15 protein-coding genes are annotated in these 14278 nt (G+C 59.5%); 7 read left to right on the top strand and 8 right to left on the bottom strand.

Features of this window, described 5'->3' with window-relative positions; genetic code table 11:
- Positions 1-74 precede the first annotated feature (74 nt).
- From ilvD to CFT65_RS04175, 3 genes are all read left to right on the top strand, one after another.
- Complete coding sequence (gene ilvD / locus CFT65_RS04165) at positions 75-1763, top strand: dihydroxy-acid dehydratase (protein WP_088826751.1); 1689 nt, start codon at positions 75-77, stop codon at positions 1761-1763.
- An 89-nt stretch (positions 1764-1852) separates the two neighbouring features.
- Positions 1853-2803 carry a D-alanyl-D-alanine endopeptidase gene (gene pbpG / locus CFT65_RS04170; RefSeq protein WP_228705778.1) on the top strand — a complete coding sequence of 317 codons (951 nt, stop codon included), beginning with the start codon at positions 1853-1855 and terminating at the stop codon, positions 2801-2803.
- Positions 2804-2822: 19 nt separating this feature from the next.
- Positions 2823-3302 carry an asparaginase domain-containing protein gene (locus CFT65_RS04175; RefSeq protein WP_088826752.1) on the top strand — a complete coding sequence of 160 codons (480 nt, stop codon included), beginning with the start codon at positions 2823-2825 and terminating at the stop codon, positions 3300-3302.
- A gap of 1 nt (position 3303) precedes the next feature.
- Here the strand turns inward: CFT65_RS04175 and CFT65_RS04180 are convergent, their stop codons facing one another.
- From CFT65_RS04180 to CFT65_RS04190, 3 genes are all read right to left on the bottom strand, one after another.
- Positions 3304-3996: a pseudouridine synthase gene (locus CFT65_RS04180; protein ID WP_088826753.1), complete on the bottom strand. Its 693-nt coding sequence runs from the start codon at positions 3994-3996 to the stop codon at positions 3304-3306.
- 5 nt (positions 3997-4001) lie between these two features.
- A complete protein-coding gene (locus CFT65_RS04185) occupies positions 4002-5030 on the bottom strand; it encodes a metal-dependent hydrolase (protein WP_088826754.1) in 1029 nt (342 codons plus the stop codon).
- 62 nt (positions 5031-5092) lie between these two features.
- Positions 5093-6343, bottom strand: a complete 1251-nt coding sequence (locus CFT65_RS04190) for a lytic murein transglycosylase (protein WP_088826755.1) — start codon at positions 6341-6343, stop codon at positions 5093-5095.
- Positions 6344-6572: 229 nt separating this feature from the next.
- Here CFT65_RS04190 and CFT65_RS04195 point away from each other — a divergent pair, with 229 nt between their 5' ends.
- On the top strand, positions 6573-7442 hold the full coding sequence (locus tag CFT65_RS04195) for a response regulator (protein WP_088826756.1): 870 nt from the start codon (positions 6573-6575) through the stop codon (positions 7440-7442).
- Here CFT65_RS04195 and phoR read toward each other — a convergent pair.
- The 5 genes from phoR to CFT65_RS04220 all read right to left on the bottom strand — a co-directional run bounded on the left by phoR (position 7439) and on the right by CFT65_RS04220 (position 11640).
- On the bottom strand, positions 7439-8758 hold the full coding sequence (gene phoR, locus CFT65_RS04200; RefSeq protein WP_088826757.1) for a phosphate regulon sensor histidine kinase PhoR: 1320 nt from the start codon (positions 8756-8758) through the stop codon (positions 7439-7441). The genes CFT65_RS04195 and phoR overlap by 4 nt on opposite strands.
- A 53-nt stretch (positions 8759-8811) precedes the next feature.
- Positions 8812-9504, bottom strand: coding sequence for a phosphate regulon transcriptional regulator PhoB (gene phoB, locus CFT65_RS04205; protein ID WP_008173539.1), 693 nt, complete (start codon positions 9502-9504; stop codon positions 8812-8814).
- Between the two features lie 77 nt (positions 9505-9581).
- Positions 9582-10469: a 4-hydroxybenzoate octaprenyltransferase gene (ubiA, locus tag CFT65_RS04210; protein ID WP_088826758.1), complete on the bottom strand. Its 888-nt coding sequence runs from the start codon at positions 10467-10469 to the stop codon at positions 9582-9584.
- 69 nt (positions 10470-10538) lie between these two features.
- Positions 10539-11102 carry a chorismate--pyruvate lyase family protein gene (locus CFT65_RS04215; RefSeq protein ID WP_088826759.1) on the bottom strand — a complete coding sequence of 188 codons (564 nt, stop codon included), beginning with the start codon at positions 11100-11102 and terminating at the stop codon, positions 10539-10541.
- The gene (locus CFT65_RS04220) at positions 11083-11640 is read right to left on the bottom strand and encodes a hypoxanthine-guanine phosphoribosyltransferase (RefSeq protein ID WP_088826760.1); all 558 of its coding nucleotides are present in this window, start codon (positions 11638-11640) and stop codon (positions 11083-11085) included. The genes CFT65_RS04215 and CFT65_RS04220 overlap by 20 nt, the downstream gene beginning before the upstream one ends.
- Before the next feature lie 265 nt (positions 11641-11905).
- Here CFT65_RS04220 and CFT65_RS04225 point away from each other — a divergent pair, with 265 nt between their 5' ends.
- The 3 genes from CFT65_RS04225 to CFT65_RS04235 all read left to right on the top strand — a co-directional run bounded on the left by CFT65_RS04225 (position 11906) and on the right by CFT65_RS04235 (position 14278).
- Positions 11906-12073 (top strand): rubredoxin, encoded by a 168-nt coding sequence (locus tag CFT65_RS04225; RefSeq protein ID WP_008173532.1) that lies wholly within the window; start codon positions 11906-11908, stop codon positions 12071-12073.
- Positions 12074-12132: 59 nt separating this feature from the next.
- The gene (locus CFT65_RS04230; RefSeq protein ID WP_088826761.1) at positions 12133-13287 is read left to right on the top strand and encodes an NAD(P)/FAD-dependent oxidoreductase; all 1155 of its coding nucleotides are present in this window, start codon (positions 12133-12135) and stop codon (positions 13285-13287) included.
- A gap of 133 nt (positions 13288-13420) precedes the next feature.
- Positions 13421-14278 carry an acyl-CoA thioesterase gene (locus CFT65_RS04235; protein WP_088826762.1) on the top strand — a complete coding sequence of 286 codons (858 nt, stop codon included), beginning with the start codon at positions 13421-13423 and terminating at the stop codon, positions 14276-14278.

A 14278-nucleotide genomic window follows, 5' to 3' on the forward strand; every position in this document is an offset into this window, starting at 1 on the left:
GCTCGAGTGCCCGTTGCCGAATGCCATGGTTTCTGAGAGTCTGTTCCAATAAGCCATCTGAAAAGGAGACTCCCATGACGCAAGACAAGAATCAGGACAAGCGCCGGAAATATTCGGCACCCGTTGTTGATGGCATTGGCAAATCTGCCAGTCGCGCCATGCTTCGGGCCGTCGGGTTTACCGATGAGGATTTCAAAAAGCCCCAGATCGGCATTGCGTCTACGTGGAGTAACCTCACACCGTGCAATATGCACATCAATCAACTGGCCGAAGAGTCGGCCGCAGGTGCCGATGAGGCGGGCGGCAAGTCGCTGATCTTCAATACCATCACGATATCGGATGGTATTGCCAACGGTACCGAGGGCATGAAGTATTCCCTTGTGTCCCGGGAGGTCATTGCCGATTCCATTGAAACGGTTGCCGGCTGTGAAGGGTTCGATGGCCTGGTTGCCATTGGTGGCTGCGACAAGAACATGCCCGGCTGCATGATGGGGCTGGCGCGTCTGAACCGGCCGTCGGTGTTTGTCTATGGTGGCACCATTATGCCCGGTGAAAACCATACCGATATCATCTCCGTTTTCGAGGCCGTGGGTGCCCATGCCCGTGGCGATCTGGATCTGATTGAGGTGAAGCAGATCGAGGAAACCGCGATCCCCGGGCCGGGCTCCTGCGGCGGCATGTATACCGCCAACACCATGGCGTCGGCCATTGAAGCCATGGGCATGAGCTTGCCGGGCAGTTCTGCCCAGAATGCGGTGTCAGACATCAAGGCGGCGGATTGCCGGGGTGCCGGGGCAGCCGTGCTGAATCTGTTGGAGAAAGACATCAAGCCCAGCGACATCATGACCCGGAAGGCCTTCGAGAACGCCATCACCGTGGTCATCGCCCTGGGCGGCTCAACCAATGCGGTGCTGCACCTGCTGGCCATGGCCAGCACGGTCGGTGTGGACCTGGAGCTGGAAGATTTTGTTGAGATTGGCAAGCGGGTCCCGGTGCTGGCGGACCTGCGCCCGAGCGGCCACTACATGATGTCGGAACTGGTGACCATCGGCGGTATCCAGCCGCTGATGAAAATGCTTCTGGATCGCGGACTGCTGCACGGCGACTGTCTGACCGTGACTGGTCAGACTCTGGCCGAGAACCTGGCGGACGTTGCCCCCTATCCGGAAGGGCAGGACATCATTCACGCCTTTGATAATCCGATCAAGGCGGACAGCCATCTTCGGATCCTGTTCGGGAATCTGGCGCCAACGGGTGCGGTGGCAAAGATCACCGGCAAGGAAGGAACTCACTTTACTGGCCGTGCCCGGGTGTTCCATTCCGAAGAAGAAGCCCAGGAGCGGATTCTTGATGGCACCGTGGTGGCCGGCGATGTACTGGTCATCCGTTACGAAGGTCCCAAAGGCGGGCCGGGCATGCGAGAGATGCTGAGCCCCACCTCCGCGATTATGGGCAAGGGCCTGGGTAACGATGTCGCTCTGATTACTGATGGCCGGTTCTCCGGGGGCAGCCACGGATTCGTGGTTGGTCATGTCACGCCGGAAGCGGCCGAGGGCGGTCCCATTGCTCTGGTAGAGGATGGCGACACTATTACCATTGATGCCGTCAGCAACCAGATTGAGCTGGATGTCTCGGATCAGGAACTGGAACGTCGGCGTCAGGCCTGGCAGGCTCCACAGCCGCGCTTCACCCGGGGTGTTCTGGCCAAATACGCCCGCACGGTAGGCTCTGCGTCCAACGGGGCCATTACCGATCTGCCATGATCTGATGCCACCGGGCAATCGCTGCTATAATCCGCCACTGACGGGGCAGTCATTGCCTGGACAGGAAATAAGCTAAGGGGCTTTGAAGTATGGTTAGCCGGAGTATGGCCATAGGTTGGTTTTTTTTGCTGGCGCTGCTGCCCGGGGTTTCCCAGGGCCACCAGCAAGAGGCATCGGTCAACGCATCAGCGTCGTCAAGGGAAGCTGGCCCAAACCTGGCCTCGGTTAATGCTGCAGTTGCGGTGGCCGGTGATAGCGATCTGATCTTCGGCAAGAATGCCGATCGATCCGTTCCCATTGCCTCGGTCACCAAGGTCATGACCGCGCTGGTTGTGCTGGAATCCGGAGAGCCACTTGATGAGTGGCTGACCTTTGAGGAGCGCCATACGCCAGCCGCCGCCAATGCTTATACTCGTATCCGCATCGACTCGGAGATGCGTCGCAAAGATGTGTTGCGCATTGCACTGATGTCGTCAGAGAACTTCGCTGCCTACACCCTGGCCCGCAGCCATCCGGGCGGATTCGATGCCTTCATTGAGGCGATGAATGCCAAGGCTGTGGCCCTGGGGATGACCGGTACCCGGTTTGTCGATCCCACCGGACTGTCGTCCGAGAACCTCTCTACTGCCGCGGATCTGGTCAGGCTGGTGAACGCTGCAGCCGACTATCCGGAAATTCGGGAATACTCCACAACGGGTTACTTCCGGGGACAGTTCCGCCAGCCCCGTTACAGCTTGTCGTTTGGCAACACCAACGCCCTGGTTCACCGCGATAGCTGGGGGGTGGGATTGAGCAAGACTGGCTACCTGTCCGAGGCCGGGCGCTGTCTCGTGATGATCTCGAAGATGAACGGCAAAGAAGTGGTTACCGTTTTGCTGGATTCGCTGGGTACCCGCTCGCCTCTGGGCGATGCCGGGCGGATCAAACGCTGGCTGGACACCGGGGTCCGGGGTTCCGTGGCTGCAGCGGCCCGCCGCTATGAACAGGAAAAGAACGCGGCCTATGCGACCGCAGGTAACAGCACGGTCAGCGTAAACTGACCCTGAAAGGAATCCCGTCATGATCCAGATCTTCACCACCGGTGGCACCATCGACAAGGTGTATTTCGATGCCAACAGCGAATTCGAGGTGGGGCACAGCATGCTGCCGGAGTTGCTCTCGGAGTCCAATATCCACGAGGGTTATCGACTGCGGGAGCTGATGCGCAAGGACAGCCTGGAGATGAACGATGAAGATCGCCAGCTGGTGTTGGCTGCGGCCGGGGAGTGCGACTGTGACCGCATCGTTATCACCCATGGTACCGATACCATGGCGGACACGGCTGCGGTGTTGGCCGGCCTCAAGGACAAGACCATTGTGCTGACCGGTGCCATGCAGCCGGCCCGCATGCGCCGCACCGATGCGGTGTTCAATATCGGGTTTGCCTGGGCCGCGGTGCAACTGCTGCCACCGGGGGTCTATATCGCCATGAATGGTGAAGTGTTCGAAGCCGGAGCCGTGCGCAAGAATCTCCAGGCGCAACGTTTCGAACGGACCTGATTCAGGCCAGGCTGTCTTTCTCCTGGCGGGTCAGTTCTCGATAGTCGCCGGGCTTAAGCGCCGCGTCCAGTTCAACCTGCCCGATCTGCAGTCGATGTAACGCCTCGACGTGATTGCCAACCGCTGCCAGCATACGTTTGACCTGATGGTAACGCCCTTCCGAAATCGTAAGCTCAATGAGCCTGTCTTCCAGAACCTTTATCCGGGCCGGCCGAGTTGGCCTGGGGTCGTTGTGCAGATCCACTCCACGCTCAAGTTGTTGTGCCGCCGCGTCGGTCAGTGGTGCGCTCAGCGTTACCCGATAGGTCTTGGGACAATCAGTTCGCGGTGAGGTGACCCGGTGGGACCACTGGCCATCGGTGGTGAGCAACAGGAGGCCCGTGGTGTCTGCGTCCAGGCGGCCGGCAATGTGGAGGTTCCGGGTGATGTCTGCGGGCAACAGGTCCAGCGCAGTTGCGTGGCTGCTGTCGGTTGTCGCACTTACCACGCCTGCCGGCTTGTTCATCATCAGATAGCGTTCGCCTGGCAGAGTTAGCAGGCCATCCAACAAGGCCACCCGCTCATCGCCAGCCAACTGGGTGTTGGCGCCCTTACAGACTTGTTCGTTGACTGTTACCTCCCCGCGGCTGATAGCCCGCTTGGCCTCTTTCCGGGAGAGTTCGGTGCTGTTGGCAATAAACTGGTCCAGTCGCATGGTCGTTAGCAGCGTTGTCCCGGTGCTGGTGAACTCAGGCTGGCCAGGCAGAGCACCGGCGTCTCGCCAGTCATCCGGGACCATAGCAGGCCCAGTGCTTCGGTGCTCACATCGGGGCGTGGAGTCCGGAAGCTCGCCGTCGGATCTATACCGCTGCCATTGCTGGTTGCCAGAACAAAGGTAAAAGGGTGAGCACCGGGGATGCCCAGCCGGATGTCGGTGGCGGTGATGCGGTCACCGACCTGGTCGTAATCCAGGAAGCCCCGGGTGAACCATTCCAGGCGATGGGCCTCGGGCAGGTCCGAGACTGCCTTTGCCAGATCCGGGCGGCGTGGAAAATATTCAAGGTTCAGAGGCGCATCGCCGTCCAGAAAGCCGGTAACAATCTCTATCCGCTGATCACCCTGCAGAGCCGTGGCGCGCCACAACAGGGTGTTGAAAGGCATGGGTTGCACCAGCAGATCGGGGTTCTCAAGCCCGGCCTCTGCGAGCGCCGGTTGCACCCGTTGGGTAATGACCTGTTGGGCCAGGACACTCCAGCCCAGGTACAGGGTGGACACAGCCAGTCCTGCAATTACAGCTGACTTGGTCGGTGGTCGGGCCAGGAAAAACAGGCAGCCGGCCAGCAGGGGCAGGGTATAGAGCGGGTCGATTATAAAAATGCTGCTGATGGCTACGGGTGGCCCGATGGGCCAGAACAGCTGGGTGCCATAGGTGGTAAAAGCGTCCAGCAAAGGATGGGTAATCAGGATCAGCCCCGTCAAGGCGAGCCACCGCTGAAAACTCAGTTGTGGTTTCCAGCGCCAGAGTAACCAGGCGAGGGCAACCGCAAGGGGCGCAAGAATGAACAGTGAGTGGCTGAACCCGCGATGCTGGGTGAAATTGGCCACCGCTGTCCCGTAGTCGATGACCACATCAAGATCCGGCAGGGTGCCCAATACAGCGCCTGTCAGCAAAACCGAGCGGCCAAGGGTCTTGCCGGCTACCGCGCCGGCCAGGGAGGCGCCCAGGGCGGCCTGGGTTATGGAATCCATGTCAGATCAGTCTCGCGTCAAAATGGTTACCTGCAATAGTAGGCCGCCGGCTCTCCGGTGGATCACTGACCTGCAGGTATCTCCAGCTCCGCCAGAACCGATTCACCGGGATAGCCATCGGCCACCAGGTTGTTGGCGGTCTGAAACTGCCGGATCGCAGAGCGGGTTGCAGGCCCCATGATGCCATCGGGTTTGCCAGGCTCATATCCCCGTTGCTGAAGGGCTTTCTGCAGGCTGATGATGTTGTCGCGGGATAGTGCCGGGGCATCCTCGGGTGGCGGATTCTGCAGGCCACCGGCACCGGCAATCCGGTCTGCCAGATGGCCAACCGCAATGGCATAGAATTCGGAGCGGTTCCAGCCCATGATCACCCGGAAGTTGTTGTAGGCGAGAAACGCCGGGCCACGGTGTCCTGCGGGTACCACCAGGGCGGCATCGATTGGTTCACGGGCCAGAGCATTGCCAAAGGCATCCTTGATCCCCATTTTCTGCCATTCCTCCAGCGGCAGGCGACGCCCATCCGCCAGCGAATAGTCGAAATTCTCGGGCAGAAGCACCTCGCGCCCCCAGCGATAATCGCCGTCCCAGTTCATGGATTCCAGGAATCTGCCGGCAGACATCATGGCATCCGTCAGGCTGTTCCAGAGGTCTCTGCGGCCATCGCCATCGGCATCCACTGCGTGTTTCAGGAACACCGTGGGCATGAACTGGACGTGGCCCATGGCGCCGGCCCAGGAACCTTCCATCTGGTCGGCTGGTATGGCGCCCTCATCAATGATGCGCAGGGCGGCTATGAGTTGCTCGGTAAAAAAGGTGCTGCGGCGTGGATCGCAGGCCAGGGTTGTCAGGGAGCTGGGTACCGGCATCTTGCCGAAATAGCTGCCGAAGTTGGTTTCCAGGCCCCAGAACGACACCAGGTAGGGAGCTGGCACGCCCGTTTCCCGGGTGACTCTGGCCAGCAGCTCCTCGTGTTCCTGCAGCAGTTCGCGTCCCTTGCTGATCCGGGCATCGTTAACCCGACGGTTCAGGTAGTCGGCGAAGGTGGTGGTGAATTCCGGTTGCCGCCGGTCCAGCTCGATCACCCTTGCCAGATGCTGAACTCCGGACATCACCTCGCTGGCGGTCTTGTTGCTGACCCCGGCGGCAATGGCCTGTTCCTGAAGCCGGGCTTTGCATTCGGCAAACCCCGCTGGCTCCACCTCAGAGCTGTCCTGGGCGATGGCCGGCAGCGACAGAAGTGACAGAAAACCGGAAAACACTAAGCCGCGGGTAAGGCCACCCTGGCGGAGAATCCTTGCAGGTCTGGTCAGCACACAAAACCTCTATCAGGCTGATGGTGGGGGAATAATCCTGACCCCATGTTAGCGCGTTTTCCAAGCGGAGAAACACTGTCCGGGGCCCGGTGGAGTGACAATTCTTTAACCTGCCGGTTCCCGGAAAATGTCGATTGTCGTCTTTTTGTTGCCGGCAGGTTTCTGGCGTGGGTCTTTGTTCTATAGTTGGACCATAGAATCGGGTTGTGGATAGGGGAAGGTTTGAGCTATGGCAATGCTGAAAGCGCTGGTCGTGGATGACGCCAGCTTTGTACGTGATCTGGTCAAACGAACCGTGCGCCAGCGTTTTCCGGTGATCGAGACAACCGACGCCCAGAACGGCCGTCGGGCACAGTCGCTGATGTCCCGAACGGCGTTTGACCTGATCCTGTGCGATTGGGAGATGCCTGAGATGTCGGGTCTGGAGTTGTTGCAGTGGATGCGCCAGCAGCCACAATACGAAAACGTCCCCTTTATCATGATCACCAGCCGGGGTGACAAGGATCATGTGATTGAGGCGGTGAAGGGAGGCGTTTCCGAATATCTGGGCAAACCTTTCAGCCCTGAGGGGTTGAGCAAGAAAATCATCAAGGTGATGGGCCGTAAACTGAAAGACGCCATGGATCGGAGTGGAAAGTCCATGGCCAGCCCCGCCGACGCCTTCAAGGAGTCGGCCAACCTGCTGACCCGTAAGCCGGAACCCACTGCCGAGAGTCCTGCCTCTTCAACACCCTCGCAGGCAGCCCCTGCTGCAATGCCTAAACAGGCCCCATCTCGCGGTTCGATGAGTCTTGCGTCGGTGCGCTTTGCTGAAAGCACCCTGAAATCGGTGGTCAAGGACATCAATCTGACGGAGGTGCGGGTGATTGCCAAGCGGGACCAGGTGTTTCCGGGGATTCTCGACCAGGCGGTGGTGGACATCGGGATCGCAGAGGGGCAGATGGCCAGACTGAACGGCTACGTGCACCAGTTGCAGGCGGTCGACAAACGCCAGGACACCGACTTTGTCAGCGTTACCATCCGTTTTGTCGATGAAGATCCGAAAAAGCTCGAGGACTTATCGAGGTTTGTCGCCCGCTTCCGGGCGGGTATGCGCTAGCTGTCCGCCTTTTCCGGTACCCGCTCGACCAGCCGCTCCCGCGGGAAGTGACAGATAAATTCACTGCCCTCGCCAATCCGGCTGCGAATCTCCAGATTGCCGTCGTGGTTGAGCAACACGTGTTTGACGATTGCCAGGCCAAGACCGGTGCCGCCGGTGTCCTTGTGACGGCTCGGATCGGCCCTATAGAAACGTTCCGTCAGGCGGGGGATATGAACCGGGTCGATACCGATTCCGGAATCCTTGACTGACAGGTGCGCGCCTTCCCGGTTGGTGGACCAGGATACGGTAATCTGGCCTTTTGCAGGCGTGTACTTCACCGCATTGAAGATCAGATTCGAGAAAGCACTGCGTAGCTGGCTTTCATCGCCTTTCAACAGTCGATGGTCGCCGATATGCACGTTAATCTCATGCTGTTTTTCGCCGCTGAGTGCCCTGGCGTCATGACAAACCTGGGTCAGCAACTGGTCCACATCCGTGAGGGTGTCGTTGACCGTCTGTTCTCCGGTTTCGATTCGTGACAGCAGAATCAGGTCGGTAATCAGGGCTTCCATCCGGGATGACTGGGCGGCCATGGTGTTAATGGCGCGGCGCCATTTCGGCGGCAGGTCGGCGGCGTTGTCCACCAGTGTTTCCAGGTAGCCGCTGATGACCGTGAGGGGCGTGCGCATCTCGTGGGAAACATTGCCGACAAAGTCACGGCGCATCTGTTCGAGCTGGTACAGCCGTGTTACGTCCTTGGCAACGATCAGACGATCGTCATCACCGAACAGGCTAATCTGGATTTGCAGATGAATATGAGGTTTGGCCGGCGAATGTATCTCCAGGGGGTCACGATAATTCCTTGAATCGAAATAGGTTTTGAAGGCTGGCGTACGGATCAGGTTATGGATGTACTGGCCCTGGTCAGTGTTGCGTCGGAAACCGAGCAGGTATTCGGCAGAGCCGTTCCACCATTCCATGGCACCCCGGGCGTCCGTCATGATCACACCATCGCGCATGGCGTTGGTGGACTCCTGGACCCGGTTGATCTGGGCCCTTAACCGGTCCTGCGTTCTCAGATGGCTCTGGTGCAGCTTGTGGAGATTGTCGAAAATATCCCCCCAGAGCCCGATGCTCTGGGGCGCTTCGTCGGTGGCGCTCGGGTTCGCCAGCCACTGGTAGAGACGCCTGGCCTGAAGCAGCGTCCACCACAGGTAGACAATCAGTCCGAAGGTAAGGCCGTAGACGGGCTCACCGAAGTAGAGGCCAACCAGGGTGGAGCCAATCAGGCCACCGATAATGTAGCGCAGGTATCGTGACCAGTTGTGCTGCATCAAAAACTGCCTTGTGTCCGTTCCGGGGCTGATGCTCAGCTAGCCGGAGTTACTTACGCGGCTCTGGTCGAAAAGCGGTAACCGGTTCCGCGTACGGTCTGGATCAGGTGGTCGTACTGGTCGCCAAGTGCCTTGCGGAGCCTGCGGATATGCACATCCACAGTCCGTTCCTCAACATAGACATTGCCACCCCAGACCTGGTCCAGGAGCTGGGAGCGAGTATATACCCGTTCCTGGTGCGTCATGAAGAACTGAAGCAGCCGGTATTCGGTGGGACCCATGGTGAGGGCGCCATCCTGGGTGGTGACACGATGCCCTACTGGGTCGAGAGTCAGGCCTTCCACCTCAATCGGGCTGTCCACCCCCGGTGGTGTGGCGCGCCGGAGCACCGCTTTCAGGCGGGCGACCAGCTCCCGCGGGCTGAACGGTTTGGTGATGTAGTCGTCGGCACCAACTTCAAGACCCTGGATCTTGTTGTCTTCCTCAACCTTGGCGGTGAGCATGATGATGGGAATGTCGGCGGTCGCTTCTTCTTTCTTGAGGCGACGGGCCAACTCCACGCCGCTGGTGCCGGGCAGCATCCAGTCGAGAAGCACGAGATCCGGGTGTTTGTCGACAATCAGGGCATGGGCTTCCCGGGCGTCCGCTGCCTCCAGATAGTCATAATCCGCCATTTCGAGGGCCACGGCGATCATCTCGCGGATCGGGGCCTCGTCATCGACGATCAGGACAGTTTTTCCAGTCATGAGCTTTTAACCTGTGTCAGACCTTGATTTGTTGCTGCCTCATTACAGCGCCCAAGTGTTACAAGTATATGACAGGTTCAGCCAATGATGAGATCAATCACCAGGCCTGCAAAAACCGCGAAACCGGCCCAGTTGTTATTCAGAAACGCCTTGAAGCAGCCCTCGCGTTCCCTTTCCCGCGCCAGATACTGGTGGTACACGAACAGGCAGGCCATGGCCACGACGCCCAGGTAATAGAACGTACCCAGCTCGGCACGATGGCCCACCATGATCAGGATCAGAACCACCATGGCCTGCAGCATGCCGATGATCGCCTTGTCGGCATCGCCGAACAGGATGGCCGTCGATTTGATGCCCACTTTCAGATCGTCATCCCGGTCCACCATGGCATACAGGGTGTCGTAGGCAACGGTCCAGAGTACGTTGGCCGTGAACAGCAGCCAGGTGAGCTGGCTCAGTTCGCCCGCTTCCGCCGCCCAGGCCATGGGGATGGCCCAGGAAAAGGCCGCTCCCAGGAACAGCTGCGGCAAATGGGTGTAGCGCTTCATGAACGGGTAAATAAACGCCAGCAGGGCACCGCCGAAGGACAGATACAGGGTCAGCGGGTTGGTGAACAGAACCACCATCAGGAAGGAAACCAGGCAAAGACCGGCGAACAGCGCCACCGCTTCCCAGGGTTTCACACGCCCGGCGGTCAGCGGCCGGTCCTTGGTGCGTTTGACGTGCTTGTCCCAGTCCCGGTCGGCAAAATCGTTGATGGCGCAGCCGGCAGCGCGCATGAAGAAGACACCGAGGGTGAAAATAATGACATTGCCAAGCCCGGGGCTGCCATCGCCCGCCAGCCAAAGGGCCCAGTAGGTCGGCCACAGCAGGAGCAGGGTTCCAATCGGGCGGTCGATTCTGAGCAGGCTGGCATAGTCGGCCAGCCTGCGCTGGATAGGTTCTGGCACAGCGTCAGGCAGCATGGCGTGCGTCCGTCTGATGTTCTTCAAATTGAATGAGTGCTGGGATTATAGCCAGTCGCGGGAGGCCGGTTAAAGCACGTTCCGCTGAAACAGGGCGGGCAGAAGGTATTCTCCAACCAGCAGGGAGCTGTTGTGGCCGCTGAACAGGGAGCGCCGGGCCAGTTCCGGCTGGCCTGGGATTACCGGTTTGCAGAGCCCGGTTTCCAGCGGGCCTCGTTGCCAGTGGGGACTGGTGAACAGGTAGGCGCCCAAAGGCCGATTGCCGAGGTTAAGCAGTCGGCGACCCTCGCCCTCCAGACAGTTCAGGGGGATGACCGTCCTGGCCAGTACCCAGGGTTGGTTGTCACCGCAAAGGCTGACTTCCCGTATCCAGGCGTATTGGCGGTGGGGAATGCACAGACGCCGGGCTTCTTCCTGTGTCGGCGTTGCAAAGCCCTCGCGGCGGACCTCAACGTGAAAGGAAAGGCTGCACTGTTTCTGTAGGGCCCGTGTAAACGAGCCCTCTACCTGCAGCCAATAACGGGCCGGCCCATGAACCTCCGGGTTGCGAAGGCCCGCGGCTGTCAGCGATTGGTACCAGTCCGTAGGGGGGATGGTCAGGCGACTGTCGATGTCAGAGACCCTTGACCGCATAGATGCCGGGCGCATTGCGCCAGTAACCCTTGTAGTCCATGCCGTAGCCGAACAGGAACCGGTCTTCCACTTCCAGGCCGGTGAAATCGGCCTTCAGGTCCGGGCGGGCTTTGCGGTCATGCTGCTTGTCGACCAGAACCGCCGTCAGTACCTCACTGGCACCGTGGGCGCGGCAGTAGTCGGCGATGGCGCACAGGGTCGTGCCTTCATCCAGGATGTCATCGACAATCAGGATGGTGCGGCCGTTCATATCGGCTTCTGGCTGCAGTTTCCACTCGAGGATGCCGCCGGTGGTTTCCTGGCGGTAACGGGTGGCATGCAGGTACTCGGCCTGGACCGGAAACCGGAGCCGGGGTAGCAATTGTCCGGTAAGAATAAGCCCGCCGTTCATCACACAGAATAACAGAGGGTTACTGTCTTTCAGACGGGCGGTAATATCGTCGGCCAGGTTGGCGATCGCAGTCTGCACCTGCTGTTCATCGACCAGGCAGTCGGCTTCGCTCATTACCTGGTTCATTTCGGCGACGGTATCAGTCATATCGGTCGGTCCTGTCGTAAAACGGGCAATTATACCGGAGAGGGGCGACAGAAGGGAGGGGCGGTCCCTGTCGTCAGATCTGTAATTGTGGCTATTGGCAGAAAACCCCGAACGGGTCCGTCGGCATTGGCATTGGTCAATTCCGGGGCGATGGGTATGATGGCCTGATTCGACAGTTGTTCGTATCTGTAATGCGAACAAAAGACTTGCGTGCATGATTGTCTGACAATTACTATTGCGCCCGGATGATATTGGGAGAAAACCTATGAAGAAGTGGCAGTGCGTGGTTTGTGGTCTGATTTACGATGAAGCCGAAGGCTGGCCCGAGGACGGCATTGAGCCGGGCACCAAGTGGGAAGACGTGCCGGAAGACTGGGTCTGCCCCGATTGTGGCGTCGGCAAGGAAGACTTCGAGATGATCGAGATCGGCTGATAGAGCACTGACAAGGCAGACGAGATCCGCCACGGTTGGATGAATACAGGAACGCGGTTATGACTGAACAGGCCCCTATCATTATTGTCGGTACCGGGTTGTCCGGCTATTCCCTGGCACGGGAAATCCGCAAGCAGGACAAGGAAATACCCATCCTGCTGGTGACCGCCGACGATGGCGTGAGTTACTCCAAGCCCATGTTGTCCACCGGCTTTACCAAGGCCAAGGACGCCGACGGGCTGGCCCAGGGCGGGACCGACGCCATGGCGGAACAGTTGAATGCCCGGATCCGGACCTTTGCCACGGTCACCGGCATTGATGCCGACGCCCACGAACTGATTCTTGGTGACGAGCGCCTTGCCTACCGCAAGCTGGTTCTGGCCTGGGGCGCCGATGTTATCCGGCTTAGCCTTGATGGTGATGGCCAGGAGCATGTGTTCTCGATCAATGACCTGATGGATTATCGCGCCTTCCGGAAAGCCCTGGGCGAGGGTAAGCGGGTGGCGATCATGGGAGCCGGGCTGATTGGTTGTGAGTTCGCCAACGACCTTCGCAATGGTGGCTATGAAGTGGACGTCATTGCCCCCTCCGAGGGGGTGATGCCTGGATTGCTGCCCGAGGCTGCAGCCAATGCCGTCCAGCAGGAACTGGAGAACCTGGGTGTCGGGTTTCATCTCGGAACTGTAGTTGAGCACGTTGACCGTAAGGGCGGCGGCGTCAGTCTGAATCTGGCCAATGGCAAGACCCTGGAGGCCGATCTGGTACTGTCCGCTGTCGGCCTGCGCCCGAGGACCGATCTCGCCCGATCTGCGGGGCTTGAGACGGCAACGGGCATCGTGGTGAATCGCGCGCTTGAGACTTCCGCGCCGGATGTTTACGCACTCGGTGATTGTGCCGAAGTAGACGGTCACGTGCTGCTTTACGTGTTGCCGCTGATGGCCTGTTCCCGGGCGCTTGCCAAAACGTTGCTCGGTGAGCGCACCGAGGTCAGTTATGGCACCATGCCGGTGATGATCAAGACGCCCTGTTGCCCAACCGCCGTTTGCCCACCACCTTCCGAAGCCGAGGGCAGTTGGGAGGTTGAGCAGGATGGCACCAACGTCAAGGCGCTGTTCAAAAGCCCCGGGGGCGATATCCTGGGGTTTGCGGTAACCGGCAGCTTTGCCATGGAAAAGCAGGCCCTGTCCAGGGAAGTGCCGCCGATACACGGCTGATTCTCCCGTTCCATTCAACAGCCCCGGTTCCACGGGGCTGTTTTGTCATGGCCGGCGACGGCTTTTCATTGCGAAATTTCGCCGCTTGCGGTAGAAAACTCCTTCGTGTGCTACCGAAATAACAGGAGCAGGCATGCTTGAGGTAACCAAGAAACTGGTGGAGTTGCTGGATCTCTCGCCCATCGGTGACGACCATTTCCAGGGTGACAGCGAGGATCTGGGCTTTCCCAACGTATTTGGCGGGCAGGTTCTTGGCCAGGCCTTGATGGCGGCCAGCCGAACCGTCGAAGGCCGCCTATGTCACTCCCTCCATGCCTACTTTCTGCGCCCCGGCAACCAGGATATGCCCATCGACTACGAGGTCCAGCGCGTCCGTGATGGTGGCAGTTTCTCGGTGCGTCGGGTGATTGCCCGCCAGGACGGCAAGGAAATCCTGACCGGTTCCATGTCGTTCCAGGTGGCCGAGGAAGGATTTGAGCATCAGCTGACCATGCCGGATGCGCCAGACCCTGAGACGCTTCGCTCGGAACAGGACTGGGGTGAGCTGCTCGCACCTCAGGTGCCCGAGAAGATGCGCCCGATCCTGACCCGGGATCGCCCAATCGAGATCCGGCCGGTGAACCCGGTCAATCCTCTGAAACCCGAGAAGCGACCGCCCCACAAGCAGAGCTGGTTCCGCGCCCAGGGGCATCTGCCAGACGATCCCGTGCTTCACCGCTGCCTGTTGACCTACGCATCGGATTTCCAGTTCCTCGGTACGTCGCTGAATCCCCACGGTCTGACCTTCATGAGCAAGAACCTGCAGGTGGCCAGCCTGGATCACGCCATCTGGTTCCACCGGGATTTCCGCATGGACGAATGGCTGCTGTACGACAAGGACAGTCCCAGTGCTTCGGCCGGAAGGGGTTTCAATCGTGGCAATTTCTTCAACCAGGACGGTGTGCTTGTGGCATCCACCGCCCAGGAAGCGCTGATCCGTCAGAGGTCCTAG

This window comes from Marinobacter sp. es.048 (assembly GCF_900188435.1).
Classification (GTDB): domain Bacteria; phylum Pseudomonadota; class Gammaproteobacteria; order Pseudomonadales; family Oleiphilaceae; genus Marinobacter.